Source organism: Methylobacterium sp. CM6257, assembly GCF_054611515.1.
This window is the reverse complement of sequence record NZ_CM137735.1, coordinates 6,721,017-6,735,716: the sequence shown is the minus strand read 5'-3', so window position 1 is coordinate 6,735,716 and position 14,700 is coordinate 6,721,017. Positions and strand designations below refer to the sequence as shown.

The window sequence follows — 14,700 nt, the reverse complement described above, 5'->3', positions numbered from 1 at the left end:
GAAACGGATCTCGGGCCCAATCCTCGGGACGGGCGCGTGGAGATCAGAGCAGGCGCGTTCTCGCCGGCCGTCAGGGCCGGGGCGCGCTTCAGGCCGTCCGCGGAGGCCGGTCGGGCGAGCCGTCCGGCTCGGAGGGCGGCCGGGTGTCGGACCTGTGCGCGAACGCCGCGCTGACAGCGGGACGGGGCTGCGGTGCCTCGACCGGCGGCCGCGGCAGACCCAATTCGGTGAGGATCTCGATGTCGGCGGCGCGGAGATCCGTGCCGCCGAAGGCCGACCGCTCGGCCTCGGGCTGTGAATCCGGCGCGCCCGACAGCATCGCCAAGCGCGGGCTCACCAGGGCGCAGGCCGGGCCGTCGGCCACCGCGGTCTGGGCCGGCGCAGGCGCGGTGACGATCGCCGCCGTCGCGAGGACGAGCAGCGCCAGCACGGCAAGGCCCCGGGCGAGGCGGTCCGGCGAGGCCGCGACGCAGCGGGCCAGGAAGGCGACGGATCGGATCACGGCTGCGAGATAAGCATGGCTGTCGCCGGGTGCAATCACCCACGGCGTCGCGCCATCCGCACGGTGTTGCGCGCACCACACAGTCATGTCCGGAAGTGACCTCCCCGGCGGGGCGGCCTCAACCTTGCCGCGAAGTCCGGGCCGGCTCGCCCGATGCGCGCGGCCGCCGAGGGCCTGCGCCACGATCAACAGAGGATGAAGACCATGTCGAGACGGATCGCGATGCTCGGGCTCGCGGGGCTGCTGCTCGGGAGCGCCCCTGCGCTGGCCAACCCGCTGGACAGGGGTCCGATCGCGGACTTCCTTAACATCTTCCGCAGCCAGGCAATTCCCCGCGAGACGGTGGCCTGGACCGGCAAGGAGAAGCCCGGCACCATCGTGGTCTCCACGCGCCAGCGTCGGCTCTACTATGTGCTGGGCGGCGGTGCGGCGATCCGCTACGGCGTCGGCGTCGGGCGGCAGGGCTTCTCGTGGTCCGGCACCAAGACCGTCACCATGAAGAAGGAATGGCCGGATTGGCGCCCGCCGCAGCAGATGCTGGCCCGCCGCCCGGACCTGCCGCGCTACATGGCCGGCGGCCAGGACAACCCGCTGGGCGCCCGCGCCCTCTATCTCGGCTCCTCGCTCTATCGCATCCACGGCTCGAACGAGCCCGAGACGATGGGGGCGGCGGTCTCGTCGGGCTGCATCCGCATGACCAACAAGGACGTGGTCGATCTCTACGACCGGGTCCGGGTCGGCACCAAGGTGATCGTGCGCGACTGATCCGGGACGGATCGGACCGGCGCCGGAAGGCTGCCGGCGGGGGCGCGAGCCGGGCAGGCTCGGAGCGTCTCAGGGAACGCGCGGCGATGACACGGCGATGGCGGGCGGGTGGTCCACGCCGCGCGTTCGATCCTCCCACCATCCCGCATCCTGAGGTGCTGCGCAGCGGTCGCACCTCAGGATGCGGAGAAGGAGCCGGATGGGGCCGTCCGCCGCCGTCTGCCGGCTGCCGCCTCGGCCTGCCTGTCGCAACCGGGGAAGAACGCTAGATCTGCCTCCGGCGCTCGGCTGAGACCACGACCGCCGCGGCCAGACCGGCGGCGATCGCATCTTCGGCCAGCCCCCTCGCCCGGCCCGGCCCCGTCCGCGAATCAGGGCCCCGTGCCGCGCGACCGAGCAGCGTCCCGGCAACCGCGCCCGCAAGACCGGCCAGGACTCCATAGGCGGGGCGCGCGTGCGGCCCGGCCAGAGCCCAGCCGCCCGCCGCGCCGATGGCCAGCCGGACCGCGAAGGAGGGCGGGATGCGCCGGTCGGGCGCGAACGGCATCTTGTCGCCCGCCATCTCGGCGAGGGCCGCCGTCGTGGCGAGCACCCGCGCGCCGGCACCGGCCGGGATGAAGGCATCGCGCGTCCGGCCGCCCGAGGCGGCCCACGTCAGGGCGGCACAGGCCGACATGCTGCGCATGCCGGCCACGAGCCCAAGACCGAAGGCGGGTCCGTATCCCTGCATCGCCCCCCGCCTCTCGCCCTTCGCCGACCCACGCAGGTTGCAAAACGGCGGCGGCCCTTATGTTCCGGCCCGGGCTGCCGGGCGACGGCCTCGCTCCAGGATGACCTGTTGCCGCCCGGCGCGCTCGGCTAACATGGCGGCATGACTCGACGTGCCGCTTCGCGTCCGTTCCGCCGTGCCGCCAGCCTCGGTCTCGGCATAGGCCTTCTTCAGGCGTCGCCGGCCGCAGCCCAGGCGGTCCTGTGGCCCTCCATCGGCTTCGCGCCGCTGCCCTCCTTCGCCTGGCCCCAGCCGGTCGAGGACGAATACGGCCGCTGGACCGGCTCCTACGCGCGCCTGTCGACCGGATACGCGGTGACCTCCTCCCGGCACTTCGGCAGCTATGCGGGCCCCACCGTCGGGTTCGAGGCGGGCCGGATGTGGCAGGAGGGTCCGATCCTCTACGGCATCAGCGGCGGCTTCGATTACATCGCCGGGCTCGACGGCAACCTGACGCCCGGCTACGGGCGGCTCGCCTATTCCCGCGACTTCGCCGGCGCCCTGGAGGTGAAGGTCGGGACGCTGCTCGCGCCGGACGTGCTGCTCTACGCCAGGGGCGGGGCCGTGGCCCTCCACGAGACCCTGCGCGTCGGGCCGACGCCCTCCACGCTGCCGATCACCCGCCAGGACATCGCTGTTCGGCCGATTGCGGGCGTCGGCGTCGAATGGGCCGTTACGGACCGCCTCTCGCTGGCGGTCGAAGCAGGCGTCGCGGGGGCTGGCATCCGCTGAGGCGCCGGGCGGCCGGTCACGCGTCGCGCCCGCCATTCGAGGACTTCGGGACCGTCGCGCGGCCGCCCGGCTCCGGCGGGCCGGTCCCGGGCTTCTCCCCGGCCGCCGCGAGCAGGGCGAGATCGCGCCAGCCGTAGGCGACCTCCGCGAGACGGCCATGCCCCCGGACCGCCGTGTCGATGACGGTCCCGCCGAGGCCTTCGCAGAACCGCCGGCCGAGCGCGTTCGCCTGCAGCGCCCACAATCCGGCGGCGCCATGCCCGGCCTTCCGGAGCCTCGCCGCCATGGCCGCCATCAGGGCACGGCCCGCCCCCCGTCCCTGGGCGGCACGCAGGACGTAGAGACCGCTGATCTCCCCGCCGAAACCCGCCGCCGCCAGCGCGTCCGAGCGCTGGGCATTGCAGGTGCCGAAGCCGATGGCCGTTCCCTTCACCTCGGCCAGATAGGCGGCCCCGCCGGGGCTGGGTGCCGGAGCGCTGAGGATCCGCGCCCACCAAGCGAGCCGCACCTCGAGCGTGAGCGCGGCGATCATCTCGGCGGGCAGGAGGCCAGTATAGGTTTCGTGCCAGGCTCTGACGTGAATCGCCGCGATCGCGGACGCATCGTCCGGCCGCGCGCGCCGCACGGTCACGGCGGCCGTCTTGGGGAGCTTGAGCGCGGCCATGGGCGCCGGATCGGCCGCCAGGCCGTGCGCGCCCAGACTACTTCGGCACGAAGGCCCAATAGTCGAGGTCGAGGATCACGGCCGGGTCGTAGCCCTCGCCCACGCGGGCCGGGAAGGCGCCACAGGGCTGGTTCTTGGTGGCGACCGTGCGCAGGCGCAGGAGCCCGACATCGTCGCGGCCGACGTCGGCGGTCGCCAGGACCTCGCTCCAAGCATAGACCGTATCACCGGCAAAGAGCGGCGCAACGTGGCGCCCGGCATTGATGCCGGCGATGGCGAACACGTTGGCCAGCCCGTTGAAGCTGAGCGCCCGGGCGAGCGAGATCACATGCCCGCCGTAGATCAGGCGCCGGCCGAAGCGGGTATCCTTGGCGGCCAGCCCGTCGAAATGCACCTTGGCGGTGTTCTGGAACAGGCGCGTGGCGATCTGGTGCTCGGCCTCCTCGACGGTCATGCCGTCGACGTGGTCGATCTTCTCGCCCACCGCGTAATCCGCGAAGCGATGCGGGCTGCCGGCCAGCTCCGAGTCGTAGGCGGCGGCCGAGAGCTTCGGCAGGGCGCCCGCGAGATCCTGCGGATCGACCACCTTGGCGAGGGTGGGCACGTGCTCCTCGGCGACCGCCGCCTCGGGGTCGCGCTTGCGCACCAGCACCCAGCGGCAATAGCTCAGCACGGTCTCGCCGTGCTCGTCGGACCCCACCGAGCGCACGTAGACCACGCCGGTCTGGCGGTTCGAGCTCTCCTTGAGGCCGATCACCTCCGAGACGGTGGAGAGGGTCTCGCCCGGATAGACCGGACGCCGGAACCCACCCTCCGCATAGCCGAGATTGGCGAGCGCATTCAGGGAGACGTCCGGCACGGTCTTGCCGAAGACCATGTGGAAGGTGAGCAGATCATCCAGCGGGCTCTTCGGATAGCCGAAGGCCCGGGCGAAGGCGTCCGAGGACTGCACGGCGAAGCGCGGGCCGTAGAGGCCGGTGTAGAGCGCCACATCGCCCACCGTCACCGTGCGGGGCGTGGCGTGGCGAATGGTCTCGCCGAGGCGGAAATCCTCGAAGAAGCGGCCGGGATTCGTCTTCACGGTCAGGCGATCCTACTGCGCGTAGATGTAGGTCTGGGGGACGGCATACTCGTGCAGCAGGCGGCTGATGAACAGCAGCAGCAAGATCAGGATGATCGGCGAGATGTCGACGCCGCCGAGATTGGGCAGCAGGTTGCGAATCGGCCGCAGCACCGGCTCGGTGAGCCGGTAGAGCACCTCGCCGATCTGCGCGACGATCGGATTGCGCACGTTCACGACGTTGAACGCCACGAGCCAGCTCAGGACCGCGCTGGCGATGAGGACGTAGATGAAGAGCTGGACGACCGTGTCGAAGAGCCAGATCAGGGCGTTCATGCGGGTCCGCGCGTTGTCCTCGGGGCGCCCGCACCTCGGCGCCGGATCGGCGCGCGGCGGGCGGCGGTGAAACAGGAATTGACAGGCTGAGCCGCCCGCGCCTACAAGGCCGGCGCCTCGACGGGGCTGTAGCTCAGATGGGAGAGCGCCGCAATCGCACTGCGGAGGTCAGGGGTTCGAATCCCCTCAGCTCCACCAGGCTTTTCGTGAGCTTGGTGAATGGCTTAGGGCCATTTCTGGTCCACATTCGGCAGCCTGAAGATCGGCCCGTTACACCGGATAACGGGGACGAGGAATGGCCGCGATCCGCAGACGGGACTTGGCTTGGCAGGCAGAGGGGTCGCCGGCAGGGCTCCACGCCGATCTCGGAGAGCTTCGCGACCAAGGCCGGCGCGGCCCTGTGGGCCCGGGATCTGGAATGATCCATCGGCCGGGCTGAACGCCCTCCCAACATCAAAGACCCTCAGGGGGTCACCGTGGCTGACCTGCTGGCCCGGTATGAGTCCGAGGTTACGATCAGGAAGCGTGGGGCTGATCGAGAGGACTACAAGCGCCGCGTGCTTCGCAGCCCCGGCATTTCGGCCCTGCAGTTGGTCAAGCTGACCTCATCGGCCCTGTGCGGCTACCGGCCGCCCGTCACGTTCCCGGATCCGGCCTTCCGGCTACCCATGCCCGCCACCACGCCGTAGCCTCGCAATTGGCTCGGTCCAAAATACCGGTCAGGTTAGGGGACAAACATCAAAATGTCCTCTGGGCCGCAGGCCCGCAGGACGGGCCGAAGGCCCAGGGTCTCCCACCAATCACACTGCGCCGGCTGGTCGGAAAGGCGACGATCGAGGCCTTCGCAGGGCAAAAGCCGAAGCTGGGTACGGGTAGCAGACCGCTACTCGAAATTGTCATCGACCGGGTCGGACCCATAGGGCGCATATACTGGCTGTTGGTACGATGGCCTTACGGGCACACGCGTGTAATAGCCGTGAACGGGTTCCATCTGCATCTGCAACCCTGCAGGTACAGTGCCATAATCATAACGCCGCCTATGCGACACCGCCCTGAAGCCACGTTCTCTATTGCTGGCAACCAGTGGCTCGCTTCCTACTATCGTAATCCGTGTGCTTCCTAAGCCCTCAGCTTCAATGATGCCGAACAGTGCTGCAGCGTTCGAGGGTGATAGACGAACGCATCCATGCGATGCCGCCCGGCCGAGCCGTCTGACGTGCCGAGTGCCGTGAATCGCATGACCGGCCGATGTGAAGAAGACGGCGTGAGGCATCGGTGCATTGTCGTATTTGCGAGAAAAGTAGACCCTCTCCAGCCGCAAGGCTCTGAATGAACCATTCGGGGTTCTGTGTCCGGGCAGTCCGGTTGACACGGGCCAGCGATAGAGCGGCTGCCCGTCAACAGAGACAGACATCCGTTGGCTTGTTTGGTCGATCCTTATGCGGACGTCCGCCTCGGCCTGAACGGAGAACACCGCCGTCAGCAACAAGCTCGACGAGGCAGCGAGAAAACGGGAGCGCATGGGAACCCCTCAGGGCCAGAACAGCGAAGCCTCAAGAAATTACGCGGGCGTACGCCCAAGGTTCCGCTCTAGTGCACGGCCTCGGACGGATGGTGCAGCCTGGTTGTTGAGCATGGCTGCTGCAAGTTTGGTCCAGATGAAGGACCTAGACCGTTCGTTGTGCTCGGGGCTACAGCGTTTATCGCCGCCTGTAGGTCAACGACACCGGTGAACGTGCCTCGTCGCAGCCGCCGACGCCAGAGCGCCAGTTGTCTGAGAGACTCGGCGCGGCACGTGCCAGATGCCCTCCCCCCTCCTGTTTAGCAGCATCACCAACATGGTATATTGGCGAGTGCCGTTACCCAGGGGGGCGACACAAAGCAGAATATCTTACGGGCCGCAGGCTCGGAGGACGCACCGAAGGCGCAGGGTCATCCATCGGCTACTTGCAACTCTGTGTCTTCGATCAGACCGGCCTGCGCCGGTCTGATCGGGAGCAATCAAAGCGACCTTCATGGCCTGAGGCGCCGGCAACGGATCATACCGGTTGCTCAACCGGAAAGCCGAACGGTGAAGCGTGCGCCATCGCCGTCAAGCGGGAAGACACCCCGAAGTTCGGCTTCCCCGCCAGGGATCTGGGAGCAGACGATGTGCGTCCAATTCCCCTTTCGGTATCGGTCGAAGTCCGAGGGCAAAACGATTGCCAACAAGGCAGGCTCCACGACCATCGAGCGCACGGAGGATCCATCTGCGCTCGTTCGCGTGCTGTACTCCGCGCCGCGGAACGCTACCGAACTGCACTTCACGGTGAGGGAAGGGGCCTCTCCGCAACCAGCGAACCGCCCCTCCATACGGATCGCCTTGTATCTTGGAGTTGCCCGCTGGCGCGAAGCTTCGTCGGCATCGACGTGTCCAAGGACCGCCTCGACGTTCATCTCAGGCCGACGGGCGAGGCCTTCCATGTCCCGCGGAACGCGAAGGGACTGGAGACCCTCGCGTGCCGCTTCAGCAGCCTCCCGGTTGCCCTCGCTGTCCTGGAAGCCACGGGCGGCTTCGAGGCGAGCGTCGCTGCAGCGCTCACAGCGGCCGGACTGCCGCTCTGCATCGTCAACCCGCGCCAGATCCGCGACTTCGCCCGAGCCATGGGCCGGCTGGCCAAGACCGACACGCTCGACGCTGAGGTGATTGCCCTCTTCGCCGAACGCATCAGACCGCCGGCCAAGCCCCTGCCGAAACCGGAGAGAAGCCACTTCGCCGCGCTCGTGAGCGGGCGACGGCAGATCATCGGGATGATCAACTTAGGACCAACCGCCGCGACCAAGCCGTGGACAAGCAGCTGATCCGGAGGCTCAACCGTCACATTGCCTTTCTGGAGAAGGAACTCGAGGAGCTCGACGGCGACATCGGCCAAGCCATCAACGCCTCTCCGGTCTGGTGCGAGACCGAGGCGCTGCTCAAGTCCCTGCCTGGGATCGGCGATGTCACCGCGCGCACGCTTCTGGCTCAGCTGCCTGAGCTCGGCACCATCCGCCGCCACCAGCTTGCCGCCCTCGTCGGCATCGCCCCGATCAACCGCGACTCTGGTCTGATGCGAGGCCGGCGGTCCATCGCGGGCGGGCGAACATCTGTGCGGGGCGTGCAGTACATGGCTGCGCTCACCGCGATCCGGCGAGGCTCTCCCTTCCGACCTTTCTACGAGCGCCTCACCCAGCGGGGCCGCCCGAGGAAGGTCGCTTTGGTGGCGGTGATGCGAAAGCTCCTGGTAACGCTCAACGCTATCGTCCGCGACCGCACGCCATGGCGGCCACTCACGTCTTGACCTTCAACACAGCCGCTCTGTCGTGCGGGCGCTGCCGTGGAGAACTTGGCCCATAGCGCATCCCTCGCAGCATAGTGGTCAACCGTACCACCACACCGCGGGATCAAACATCTAAACTTACGACGCCCGATAGCCTCACCCGTGCGCTCGAACCTGACGCAGCAGCCACCGTTCTGTGCGGGACTACCGGCTAAGCCAATATACCTGCGCCTGTCAGGACTGCGACGAACCGAACGACGTGCAGCCGGTTGGAGCCGGACTCGCAGTTGTCTTGGTTTGCTTCCACCTGCGGGCCACACCAATCCTCGGATGCCGTACGTGAGCCAGTCGGCATCGACAGGTGCGGTACCCAGCCTTGGCGCCCGTGTCCTATCTCTCAAGGACGTAGGTTCCCGGTGCATCTCCCAGAGGCGGGTGCTGCGTACTGCCCAAAGGCGGCGGCGCAACTGTCTCGCCGGACCGGGCAGAGAGCCATGATACCCAGTCTGGCCACCAGCTTCCCTTGTGGCGAGCGGCGCCTTGCAGCCACTCCTCCGGGCTGCTGGCAGCAGCAGTGCCGTCCTCATGCGTGCGGTAGCCTCCCTTGCCGCCCGGAGGGTTGATGATGCCGGCGACGTGCCCGCTGGAGGCGAGGACGTAACGCACGGTCCCGCCAAACAGCTGGGTGATGCGCCACGCCGAATCCCAAGGCACGATGTGGTCCTTCTCACAGCCGACCGCATAGGTATCCTGGCGGATGCGGCCCAAATCGATCGCTTCACCCTTCAGCTGGATCTTGCCGGGCTTGACCAGATTGTTCTCGACGTAGGTATTGCGCAGGTACCAACTATGCGCAGCCCGGGTCATGCGCGTGCCGTCGCTGTTCCAATACAGAAGGTCAAAAGCGGGGGGCCTGTTGCCAAGTAGATAATTGTTGACCACGTTCGTCCAGATCAGGTCATTGGACCGCAGCAGATTGAACATGTTGCTCATCGCGCGGCTATCCAAGTAACCCCGTTCCATCATCTGCTGCTCGACGAGATCGAGCGTCGATTCATCCATGAAGACGGCCGTGTCGCCGATCCGGGAGAAATCTTGCGGGGAGACCATGAAGCTGGTCGCACCGAACCGCTCGTCCCTCTTGGCTGCAAGGACGGCCAGGGTCAGCGTCAGGAGGACACCTCCGATGCAGTAGCCCATCACGTTCACGGTTGCGCTACCGGTGATCTCGCGAGCCACATCGCTGGCCTCAAGGGGTCCGAGGTCGATGTAGTCCTCGATGCTGATCGCATCCATCGCCGCGTCGGGGTTCTTCCAAGAGACGACGAACACCGTGAACCCCTGCTCGACCAAGTAGCGGATCATGCTGTTCTTCGGCCGCAGGTCGAGGATGTAGTATTTGTTGATCCACGGCGGCAGAATCAGCAACGGCACGCGGCGGACCTGTTCTGTCGCTGGCGCGTACTGGATTAACTCCATTAAAGCGTTGCGGCGCACGATCTTGCCCGGCGTGAGAGCTAGGTTGCGCCCAGGTGCGAATGCATCCGCATCGACCATGCTGAGCCGGCCTGCGGCGATGTCGGCGAGCAGGTTTCGCGTACCGTCAGCCAAGCTGGCGCCACCCGTCTCGACGGCCTTGCGCAAGGCAACGGGATTGGACATCAGCATCAGGGCGGGGCTCATCGCGTCCACGAACTGGCGCAGGTGAAAGTTGACGCGCTGCCGCTCACTCTCGTCCATGTCAGCCGCCTCGCTCTGCTCCAGCAGCCAATCGGAGGCGAGGAGGTACAGCTCCTTCAGGGCAAGGTAGGCTGGGTTCGTGCGCCACTCGGGCGCAGCGAACCGCCTGTCACCCGTAGGCGCACCCGGTTCTTCATCCTTCGCCATGCCAAACAGGCCGAGCCAGCGCTGTCCCGCTTCCTGCCAGACATCGAGGAACGAGCGCCAGAGCGCCTGGTTGAAGTCGATGAGCGACAGGGCAGCCTTCGGCTTTCCGGCCGAACGAAGCCAGACTGTGCGCAGGGCCCAGGCGATCTCGGCCCAATCGATAGGCACCACCTCGCGCAGCGGATTTGCATTCCAGATCTGGTCGATGGAGCGGAGAAGCGGATCGTCGGTCAGGCTCTTGTTGAGCTGTTCGGGGCTGCCAGGAAGAACCGGAAGCCCGAACGTGGCGGGTGCGCCCTGCCATTGCGGCCAGACAAGGTCCGGTCCAGCTTGGGGCGGAACGGAGATTTGTTCCATCCAAGCAGTCCAGAAGCTCAATAGCTCGCCTGGACTGTTCAGCTTTGCACCGACGCTGCCACCAGAGCTCTCAGTTATTTGTGCCTTGTCTTCAAGACTCGGTTGCGTCCTACCTATGCCGATGCCCTGACCAGCCATGGGCTTCCTCCTGAAGTCTTGCCTGTCGCTGCGGCGCCGTGCTGATTTGTGGCGTGCGGCAGCCGCCGGCGTTCCTGCAGCATTTTGTTACGACAACAACGATCCAAGATGGTTTGATCCGGTCGACCTAATTCTGTTTCTCCGTGGGCGATTGGACAGCGCAGTGCTTTCGTCATTGAAGGAGTGCAGGGCTGTGGCACAGCCGTTGGACTGTTTGGCCGTCCATAAATATGGCTGAGCTACCGGCTCCGGGCAGCCGTGAGGTCAGGCTGCATAGGGCACCAAGACGGGCACCGGCATTGCTGCGGCTCTCGATGCCTGCGGCATCCACGATCGAGAGGAGTTTCGGTCTACGCTCCTTGGCCCCGCTCCTCTCGGGCCGGCACACTCGACGAGAGCCGAATGGTTCGGGTGCATGTACCCCAGGAGAAGCCAGAGTAGTCTGATGAGATCTGGCTCGGAGCGTACATTCTGAAATCGTAGAGCAATCTTCTATGTGACAGACATCCCAGCCCGCTGAACAGCCGCCCTGATGCCGACAGGATGCCCATTACGGCACGGGGCGGCACATGCAGAGACTATCTTAACGCTTCACGCCTCAGTACCAGAACCGAGCATGGTGGAAGTGGTTGTGGCGCCATCCATAATGGTGCCAGTGGTGACGGCGCCATCCATAGTGCCGCCAGTAGTACGGCCGGTGGTACCAACCGTAACGGTGCCAACGGTGGTGAGGCCGGTACCAGCCGTAATGACGCCAGTAGTGGCGATGATGCCAACCGTAGCGGCGGTAGCCATAGTAGACCGGTCGGTAGCCGTAGTGCACGGTCCGGAACCCAAATCCGTCGTGCCGGTACCAGCCAAGGTGCCGGCCATAACCGTGGTGCCCCCACCCCGTCCAAGTGGTGAGCGGCGCAGGCTGCGTAACCTGATGCTCGATGGGTGCCTGAGGTCTGGCCTGAACCGTCGATCCGAACCCGAGTGCGACGGCCAGTGAGATGATGATGCGGCTGACGCGCATAACTACCTCCCGACTTTGAGGACATAGGAACGTCGGACAGGAGCGGGCCGTTCCTATTCCTCGAGGGTGGTGGAGGTATGGGACTTCATCCCTCAAGATAGTGCGTGATGTCGTGCCGCCGGCCTGTACGGATTTTACCTCCGGTACAATCGAGGAAAATAAATCAGCCACAAAAACCGGAGTTCCTTTTCAGGACTCCGTCGGAGCGTTGCCGAAATCAGTTCCAGGTCGAGGCCAGACGGCCCACTCGCTGCGAAGCCCCGTCCGCCGGTTGAGCGTCACCGTCAGGATCAACGTGCCGTCCGCATCACGCACTGACACCACCGCATGATCGTCCCTCGTGCCGTCCAGAGCCTCGGCCAGCATCTCGGCGGCATGCTGAACGATCTCCTCAGGGTTGGCACATTCTCGCCCGTCGTCGTCCCACGACGACAGGCTGTCACTGTGCAGGTCGAAGAGGTAGGTCGCCAAGACAAAGACGATCCCGAACCGCTCGTTGCGCGGCGGACCGGCCGACCGCCAGCCGACACCAACATAAATCAACGCTCGGAACCGAGTTCGTTCCCGCTGCTCGTCTGTTCAGAAGTGCGGAGACGTCGCGTCGAAATGCTCGAGGAACCTGAGACCGTCCCAGAGTTCGACAGCGTGACCATTCGTCATTGTGGACGCGAGTGCCAGCGCCTCGTCATCGGTGGCCGCGAGCAAACGCTCCGTTCGAACGACGTTGCCTTCGAGGTCGATGAATTGCACCCGATAATGGGGCGCGCCGCTCGCGTCCGATGAAGGGGATGTCGCAGCAGCGGTCATGCGATGGCCCTCCCTTATCGGTCAGCATGTAAGCTGCTGAACCCGTTGAGACATCGGCGCGCATAAAGATACGCTTTTTTCGCGCGCTTGCGAAGATGGCAGGCTGACGGGAGCCGGAGCAATCAGGGTGCGAACTGCCGAGCCTCGCAGGCTCAGGCGGCCTCTATCCCAAACCTTGCGGCTGCCCAGATCGGCAGTGTTCCACGCCCCTCAGGATTGTCGGCCGGAAGCTAAACCAATCTGGACTGTGCCGTCGGACGGGGATCTGGCACCCGACCAGAGGGAATTCGGCCCTCCGGGGAGCGTCCAGGGATGCTCTAGCTTGTCACAATCCTGTCACAGCAGGATGGCTGAAGGCGCCTCTGCGGCCCCGCCCAAGCGCCTTGCATTCTCGCGCCGAGCCGTCTAACAGGAAGCTGTAACAGATTGATCAGAAAAGGTTTATTGGGTTCCGCCTACAAGGCCGTCGCCTCGACGGGGCTGTAGCTCAGATGGGAGAGCGCCGCAATCGCACTGCGGAGGTCAGGGGTTCGAATCCCCTCAGCTCCACCAGGCTTTCCTGGTGATAATGGACGCTTGACGTCGGACGGCCGGAGCGCTGTCGGAGCCGGGGATTTGGCGGCGGTCGATCGAGGCGCCCGCCGTCCCGACGGCCCCTCTTCCTGCACCTTCGGCCCGGTCGCGGGCATTGCTCCTCAGCGCGGTGAGCTGCCTGGCGCAGTCGGCTCGAATATCGGGCTCTCGGCCGCCGCATTGACGATGACGGCCACGTCGTCCGGCAGCAGAAAACCCTGCGCCTCCGCTGCCCGCGCTGCCACGCAGACGCGGTCCTCGTAGTCGGCTTGGCCCTTGTACCGCTCGGCCAGCGATGGAGGGCCGCCATCGGCTTCAGCCTGCGTCCGCGCGAAGGGTCGGTAAGCTCCGACGAGCGAGCAGGTGAAGGTCGTCAGCGACGCATTCTGGCCACCATGCACGCCGAGCGGCACGGCGACGTCCGGCAGGCGCACGCCGCCAACCGGGATCCCGTCGGCATCGCGCTGCGGCACTTGGATGACGGCGTCCGGCAGAGCCTCCAGGGCCTGGAGCACGTCGGGATCGTCCGTGGCACGCTGGAGCGGCATCAGCTGCGTGGCGGGCGGCGGCGCGTTGCGCGCCACCCAGCCTCCGCAGCGTGGCGCGGGCGACCGGAGCCCAGTCGAGCCGGCCCGGCGACAGGCGGCAGCTCTCCGCCTTGAGCACCGTGACGTGCGACGCACCGGCGACGTCGTACATCCGCACATTCGGCGGCAGGGGCAGGTCGGCAGTGCCGCGCGCGCCGGTTCGCCCCAAGGAGGCGCGCATCGGCGTCCCGGAGGCGTCGGCTGCCGCATGCACGAGAAAGTCGGCCGTATCGCGCACGATGGCGAAGCCGGCACTCTCGACGAAACGCCGCCCGTCCGCGTCCGAAAAGGCAGGCAGGTCCGCCCCTCGGCCGGGTTCCCAGTAGACCTCGGCGACCGCGTAGCCGCGATCCTCCAGGAAACCAGTGCCGGCGTCGAGGTTGCCGGAGGGCATCGGGCGGGCACGTGGGCTGTTGTAGAGCGCATTCGCGTAGGCATTGCCGCGATTGGGGACGTCGACCAGGAGCGCGCCGTTGCCCGAACCGGGATCGGCCGGGACGAAAAGGATGACGCGGGCCCCGTAGGCGACTCTGCCGGCGGCATTGCGCGTCGCCTTGTCGAGGTCGGGAATGCCGCCCTCGTCGGGCGCGAGCTCCCCGGCGACGCGCCCGTCGAGACGGACGTAATCGCCGGCCCTGAACGAGCCGTAGGCCTGCCGGCTCGTGATCTCAAGCCGCGTGACCTTGGCGTACGCGGCGCCTCCGCTCATCGCGACGACGAGCAAGGCGGCGGCGCGCGAAAAGCGTCTCATGACGTCCCCTCTTCCGGCGCGGCTTGGCCGAATCGGCCGCGGCTGACCAGTGGTCCTGCGCTGGACGCGCGCGGGTTCGATCGCCGCAAACGGCTCCGGAAGGGCACCGGACCGGCCACCGCTCCCGAGGGCAGCCGGCGGGCCGGGCGCCCTCCCGATCCGGGGGGCTAGGGGTAGGCATGCCGCCGCGTGCGCTCGAACCGGTCGGCGCAAGCCTTGTCGAACAGCGCGCAGGGTGCCCGCCCACCGAGGGGCTCCGTCAGCATCGGCTGGCCGCCGACATCCCCGAGGGAATGAGCCTGCGAATACTGCGACTTCGGATCGAAGTAAGGGTCCGCCGTGTAGCTGTTCATGAACGCGCCGCCCGCGGGCATCTCGCTCTCGGAGAAGGCAGGCCCGGTGAGACGAAACAGAAGAGCGGCAATCGTCAGAATACGCGCGCGCTTGGTGACCAT

Annotated in this window: 16 protein-coding genes, 2 tRNA genes and 2 pseudogenes; 7 read left to right on the top strand and 13 right to left on the bottom strand. The window is 66.7% G+C overall.

The genetic code is table 11. From position 1 onward, the window contains the following. Positions 1 to 88 precede the first annotated feature (88 nt). A complete protein-coding gene (locus ACYCO6_RS32860; RefSeq protein WP_459767279.1) occupies positions 89 to 541 on the bottom strand; it encodes a hypothetical protein in 453 nt (150 codons plus the stop codon). A gap of 165 nt (positions 542 to 706) precedes the next feature. Between ACYCO6_RS32860 and ACYCO6_RS32855 the strand changes: the two genes are divergently transcribed. Further along, positions 707 to 1,267, top strand: coding sequence for a L,D-transpeptidase (locus ACYCO6_RS32855; protein WP_459767277.1), 561 nt, complete (start codon positions 707 to 709; stop codon positions 1,265 to 1,267). Positions 1,268 to 1,532: 265 nt separating this feature from the next. Here ACYCO6_RS32855 and ACYCO6_RS32850 read toward each other — a convergent pair whose 3' ends face one another. Then, positions 1,533 to 1,997, bottom strand: coding sequence for a hypothetical protein (locus ACYCO6_RS32850; protein ID WP_459767275.1), 465 nt, complete (start codon positions 1,995 to 1,997; stop codon positions 1,533 to 1,535). A gap of 141 nt (positions 1,998 to 2,138) precedes the next feature. On the opposite strand from ACYCO6_RS32850, the gene ACYCO6_RS32845 reads away from it, so the two are divergent. Next, the gene (locus ACYCO6_RS32845) at positions 2,139 to 2,768 is read left to right on the top strand and encodes an outer membrane protein (RefSeq protein WP_459767272.1); all 630 of its coding nucleotides are present in this window, start codon (positions 2,139 to 2,141) and stop codon (positions 2,766 to 2,768) included. A 16-nt stretch (positions 2,769 to 2,784) separates the two neighbouring features. On the opposite strand, the gene ACYCO6_RS32840 is transcribed toward ACYCO6_RS32845, so the two are convergent. The 3 genes from ACYCO6_RS32840 to ACYCO6_RS32830 are packed head-to-tail and all read right to left on the bottom strand — an operon-like array spanning position 2,785 to position 4,828. Beyond that, a complete protein-coding gene (locus ACYCO6_RS32840; protein ID WP_459767265.1) occupies positions 2,785 to 3,432 on the bottom strand; it encodes an N-acetyltransferase family protein in 648 nt (215 codons plus the stop codon). Between the two features lie 37 nt (positions 3,433 to 3,469). Beyond that, positions 3,470 to 4,513: a MaoC family dehydratase gene (locus tag ACYCO6_RS32835; RefSeq protein ID WP_459767263.1), complete on the bottom strand. Its 1,044-nt coding sequence runs from the start codon at positions 4,511 to 4,513 to the stop codon at positions 3,470 to 3,472. A gap of 12 nt (positions 4,514 to 4,525) precedes the next feature. Beyond that, positions 4,526 to 4,828 carry a YggT family protein gene (locus ACYCO6_RS32830; protein ID WP_459767261.1) on the bottom strand — a complete coding sequence of 101 codons (303 nt, stop codon included), beginning with the start codon at positions 4,826 to 4,828 and terminating at the stop codon, positions 4,526 to 4,528. A 122-nt stretch (positions 4,829 to 4,950) separates the two neighbouring features. Here ACYCO6_RS32830 and ACYCO6_RS32825 point away from each other — a divergent pair. Continuing rightward, positions 4,951 to 5,026: transfer RNA gene (locus ACYCO6_RS32825), tRNA-Ala, on the top strand. A gap of 278 nt (positions 5,027 to 5,304) precedes the next feature. Beyond that, positions 5,305 to 5,517 (top strand): hypothetical protein, encoded by a 213-nt coding sequence (locus ACYCO6_RS32820; RefSeq protein ID WP_459767259.1) that lies wholly within the window; start codon positions 5,305 to 5,307, stop codon positions 5,515 to 5,517. Positions 5,518 to 5,711: 194 nt separating this feature from the next. Here the strand turns inward: ACYCO6_RS32820 and ACYCO6_RS32815 are convergent, their stop codons facing one another. Then, positions 5,712 to 6,350 (bottom strand): L,D-transpeptidase, encoded by a 639-nt coding sequence (locus ACYCO6_RS32815; protein ID WP_459767257.1) that lies wholly within the window; start codon positions 6,348 to 6,350, stop codon positions 5,712 to 5,714. A 39-nt stretch (positions 6,351 to 6,389) separates the two neighbouring features. Continuing rightward, a pseudogene (locus tag ACYCO6_RS32810) lies at positions 6,390 to 6,595 on the bottom strand (hypothetical protein); the annotation flags it as partial. A 615-nt stretch (positions 6,596 to 7,210) separates the two neighbouring features. Here ACYCO6_RS32810 and ACYCO6_RS32805 point away from each other — a divergent pair. Next, positions 7,211 to 8,148 (top strand): annotated as a pseudogene (locus ACYCO6_RS32805) (IS110 family RNA-guided transposase). A 369-nt stretch (positions 8,149 to 8,517) separates the two neighbouring features. Here the strand turns inward: ACYCO6_RS32805 and ACYCO6_RS32800 are convergent. The 4 genes from ACYCO6_RS32800 to ACYCO6_RS32785 all read right to left on the bottom strand — a co-directional run bounded on the left by ACYCO6_RS32800 (position 8,518) and on the right by ACYCO6_RS32785 (position 12,334). Beyond that, entirely contained in the window at positions 8,518 to 10,509 is a 1,992-nt protein-coding gene (locus ACYCO6_RS32800; protein WP_459767255.1) for a PHA/PHB synthase family protein, read from the bottom strand. A gap of 598 nt (positions 10,510 to 11,107) precedes the next feature. Next, a complete protein-coding gene (locus ACYCO6_RS32795) occupies positions 11,108 to 11,527 on the bottom strand; it encodes a VrrB protein (RefSeq protein WP_459767253.1) in 420 nt (139 codons plus the stop codon). Positions 11,528 to 11,716: 189 nt separating this feature from the next. Beyond that, complete coding sequence (locus tag ACYCO6_RS32790; RefSeq protein ID WP_459767251.1) at positions 11,717 to 11,998, bottom strand: DUF6894 family protein; 282 nt, start codon at positions 11,996 to 11,998, stop codon at positions 11,717 to 11,719. Between the two features lie 108 nt (positions 11,999 to 12,106). After that, positions 12,107 to 12,334: a hypothetical protein gene (locus tag ACYCO6_RS32785; protein ID WP_459767247.1), complete on the bottom strand. Its 228-nt coding sequence runs from the start codon at positions 12,332 to 12,334 to the stop codon at positions 12,107 to 12,109. 476 nt (positions 12,335 to 12,810) lie between these two features. Here ACYCO6_RS32785 and ACYCO6_RS32780 point away from each other — a divergent pair. After that, a tRNA-Ala gene (locus ACYCO6_RS32780) sits at positions 12,811 to 12,886 on the top strand. 143 nt (positions 12,887 to 13,029) lie between these two features. Here the strand turns inward: ACYCO6_RS32780 and ACYCO6_RS32775 are convergent. Beyond that, entirely contained in the window at positions 13,030 to 13,491 is a 462-nt protein-coding gene (locus ACYCO6_RS32775; protein ID WP_459767245.1) for an alpha/beta hydrolase domain-containing protein, read from the bottom strand. A 211-nt stretch (positions 13,492 to 13,702) separates the two neighbouring features. Here ACYCO6_RS32775 and ACYCO6_RS32770 point away from each other — a divergent pair, with 211 nt between their 5' ends. Continuing rightward, positions 13,703 to 14,416, top strand: a complete 714-nt coding sequence (locus tag ACYCO6_RS32770) for a hypothetical protein (RefSeq protein ID WP_459767243.1) — start codon at positions 13,703 to 13,705, stop codon at positions 14,414 to 14,416. Here the strand turns inward: ACYCO6_RS32770 and ACYCO6_RS32765 are convergent. Continuing rightward, positions 14,413 to 14,700, bottom strand: coding sequence for a hypothetical protein (locus ACYCO6_RS32765; RefSeq protein WP_459767241.1), 288 nt, complete (start codon positions 14,698 to 14,700; stop codon positions 14,413 to 14,415). The two genes, ACYCO6_RS32770 and ACYCO6_RS32765, sit on opposite strands and share 4 nt — an antisense overlap.

Excerpts from the sequence above, each read along its gene's own strand:
- ACYCO6_RS32800 (WP_459767255.1), bottom strand. The coding sequence starts at position 10,509 with ATGGCTGGTCAGGGCATCGGCATAGGTAGGACGCAACCGAGTCTTGAA.
- ACYCO6_RS32845 (WP_459767272.1), top strand. The coding sequence starts at position 2,139 with ATGACTCGACGTGCCGCTTCGCGTCCGTTCCGCCGTGCCGCCAGCCTC.
- ACYCO6_RS32840 (WP_459767265.1), bottom strand. The coding sequence starts at position 3,432 with ATGGCCGCGCTCAAGCTCCCCAAGACGGCCGCCGTGACCGTGCGGCGC.
- ACYCO6_RS32795 (WP_459767253.1), bottom strand. The coding sequence starts at position 11,527 with ATGCGCGTCAGCCGCATCATCATCTCACTGGCCGTCGCACTCGGGTTC.
- ACYCO6_RS32770 (WP_459767243.1), top strand. The coding sequence starts at position 13,703 with ATGCACGAGAAAGTCGGCCGTATCGCGCACGATGGCGAAGCCGGCACT.
- ACYCO6_RS32830 (WP_459767261.1), bottom strand. The coding sequence starts at position 4,828 with ATGAACGCCCTGATCTGGCTCTTCGACACGGTCGTCCAGCTCTTCATC.
- ACYCO6_RS32785 (WP_459767247.1), bottom strand. The coding sequence starts at position 12,334 with ATGACCGCTGCTGCGACATCCCCTTCATCGGACGCGAGCGGCGCGCCC.
- ACYCO6_RS32765 (WP_459767241.1), bottom strand. The coding sequence starts at position 14,700 with ATGGTCACCAAGCGCGCGCGTATTCTGACGATTGCCGCTCTTCTGTTT.
- ACYCO6_RS32855 (WP_459767277.1), top strand. The coding sequence starts at position 707 with ATGTCGAGACGGATCGCGATGCTCGGGCTCGCGGGGCTGCTGCTCGGG.
- ACYCO6_RS32850 (WP_459767275.1), bottom strand. The coding sequence starts at position 1,997 with ATGCAGGGATACGGACCCGCCTTCGGTCTTGGGCTCGTGGCCGGCATG.
- ACYCO6_RS32815 (WP_459767257.1), bottom strand. The coding sequence starts at position 6,350 with ATGCGCTCCCGTTTTCTCGCTGCCTCGTCGAGCTTGTTGCTGACGGCG.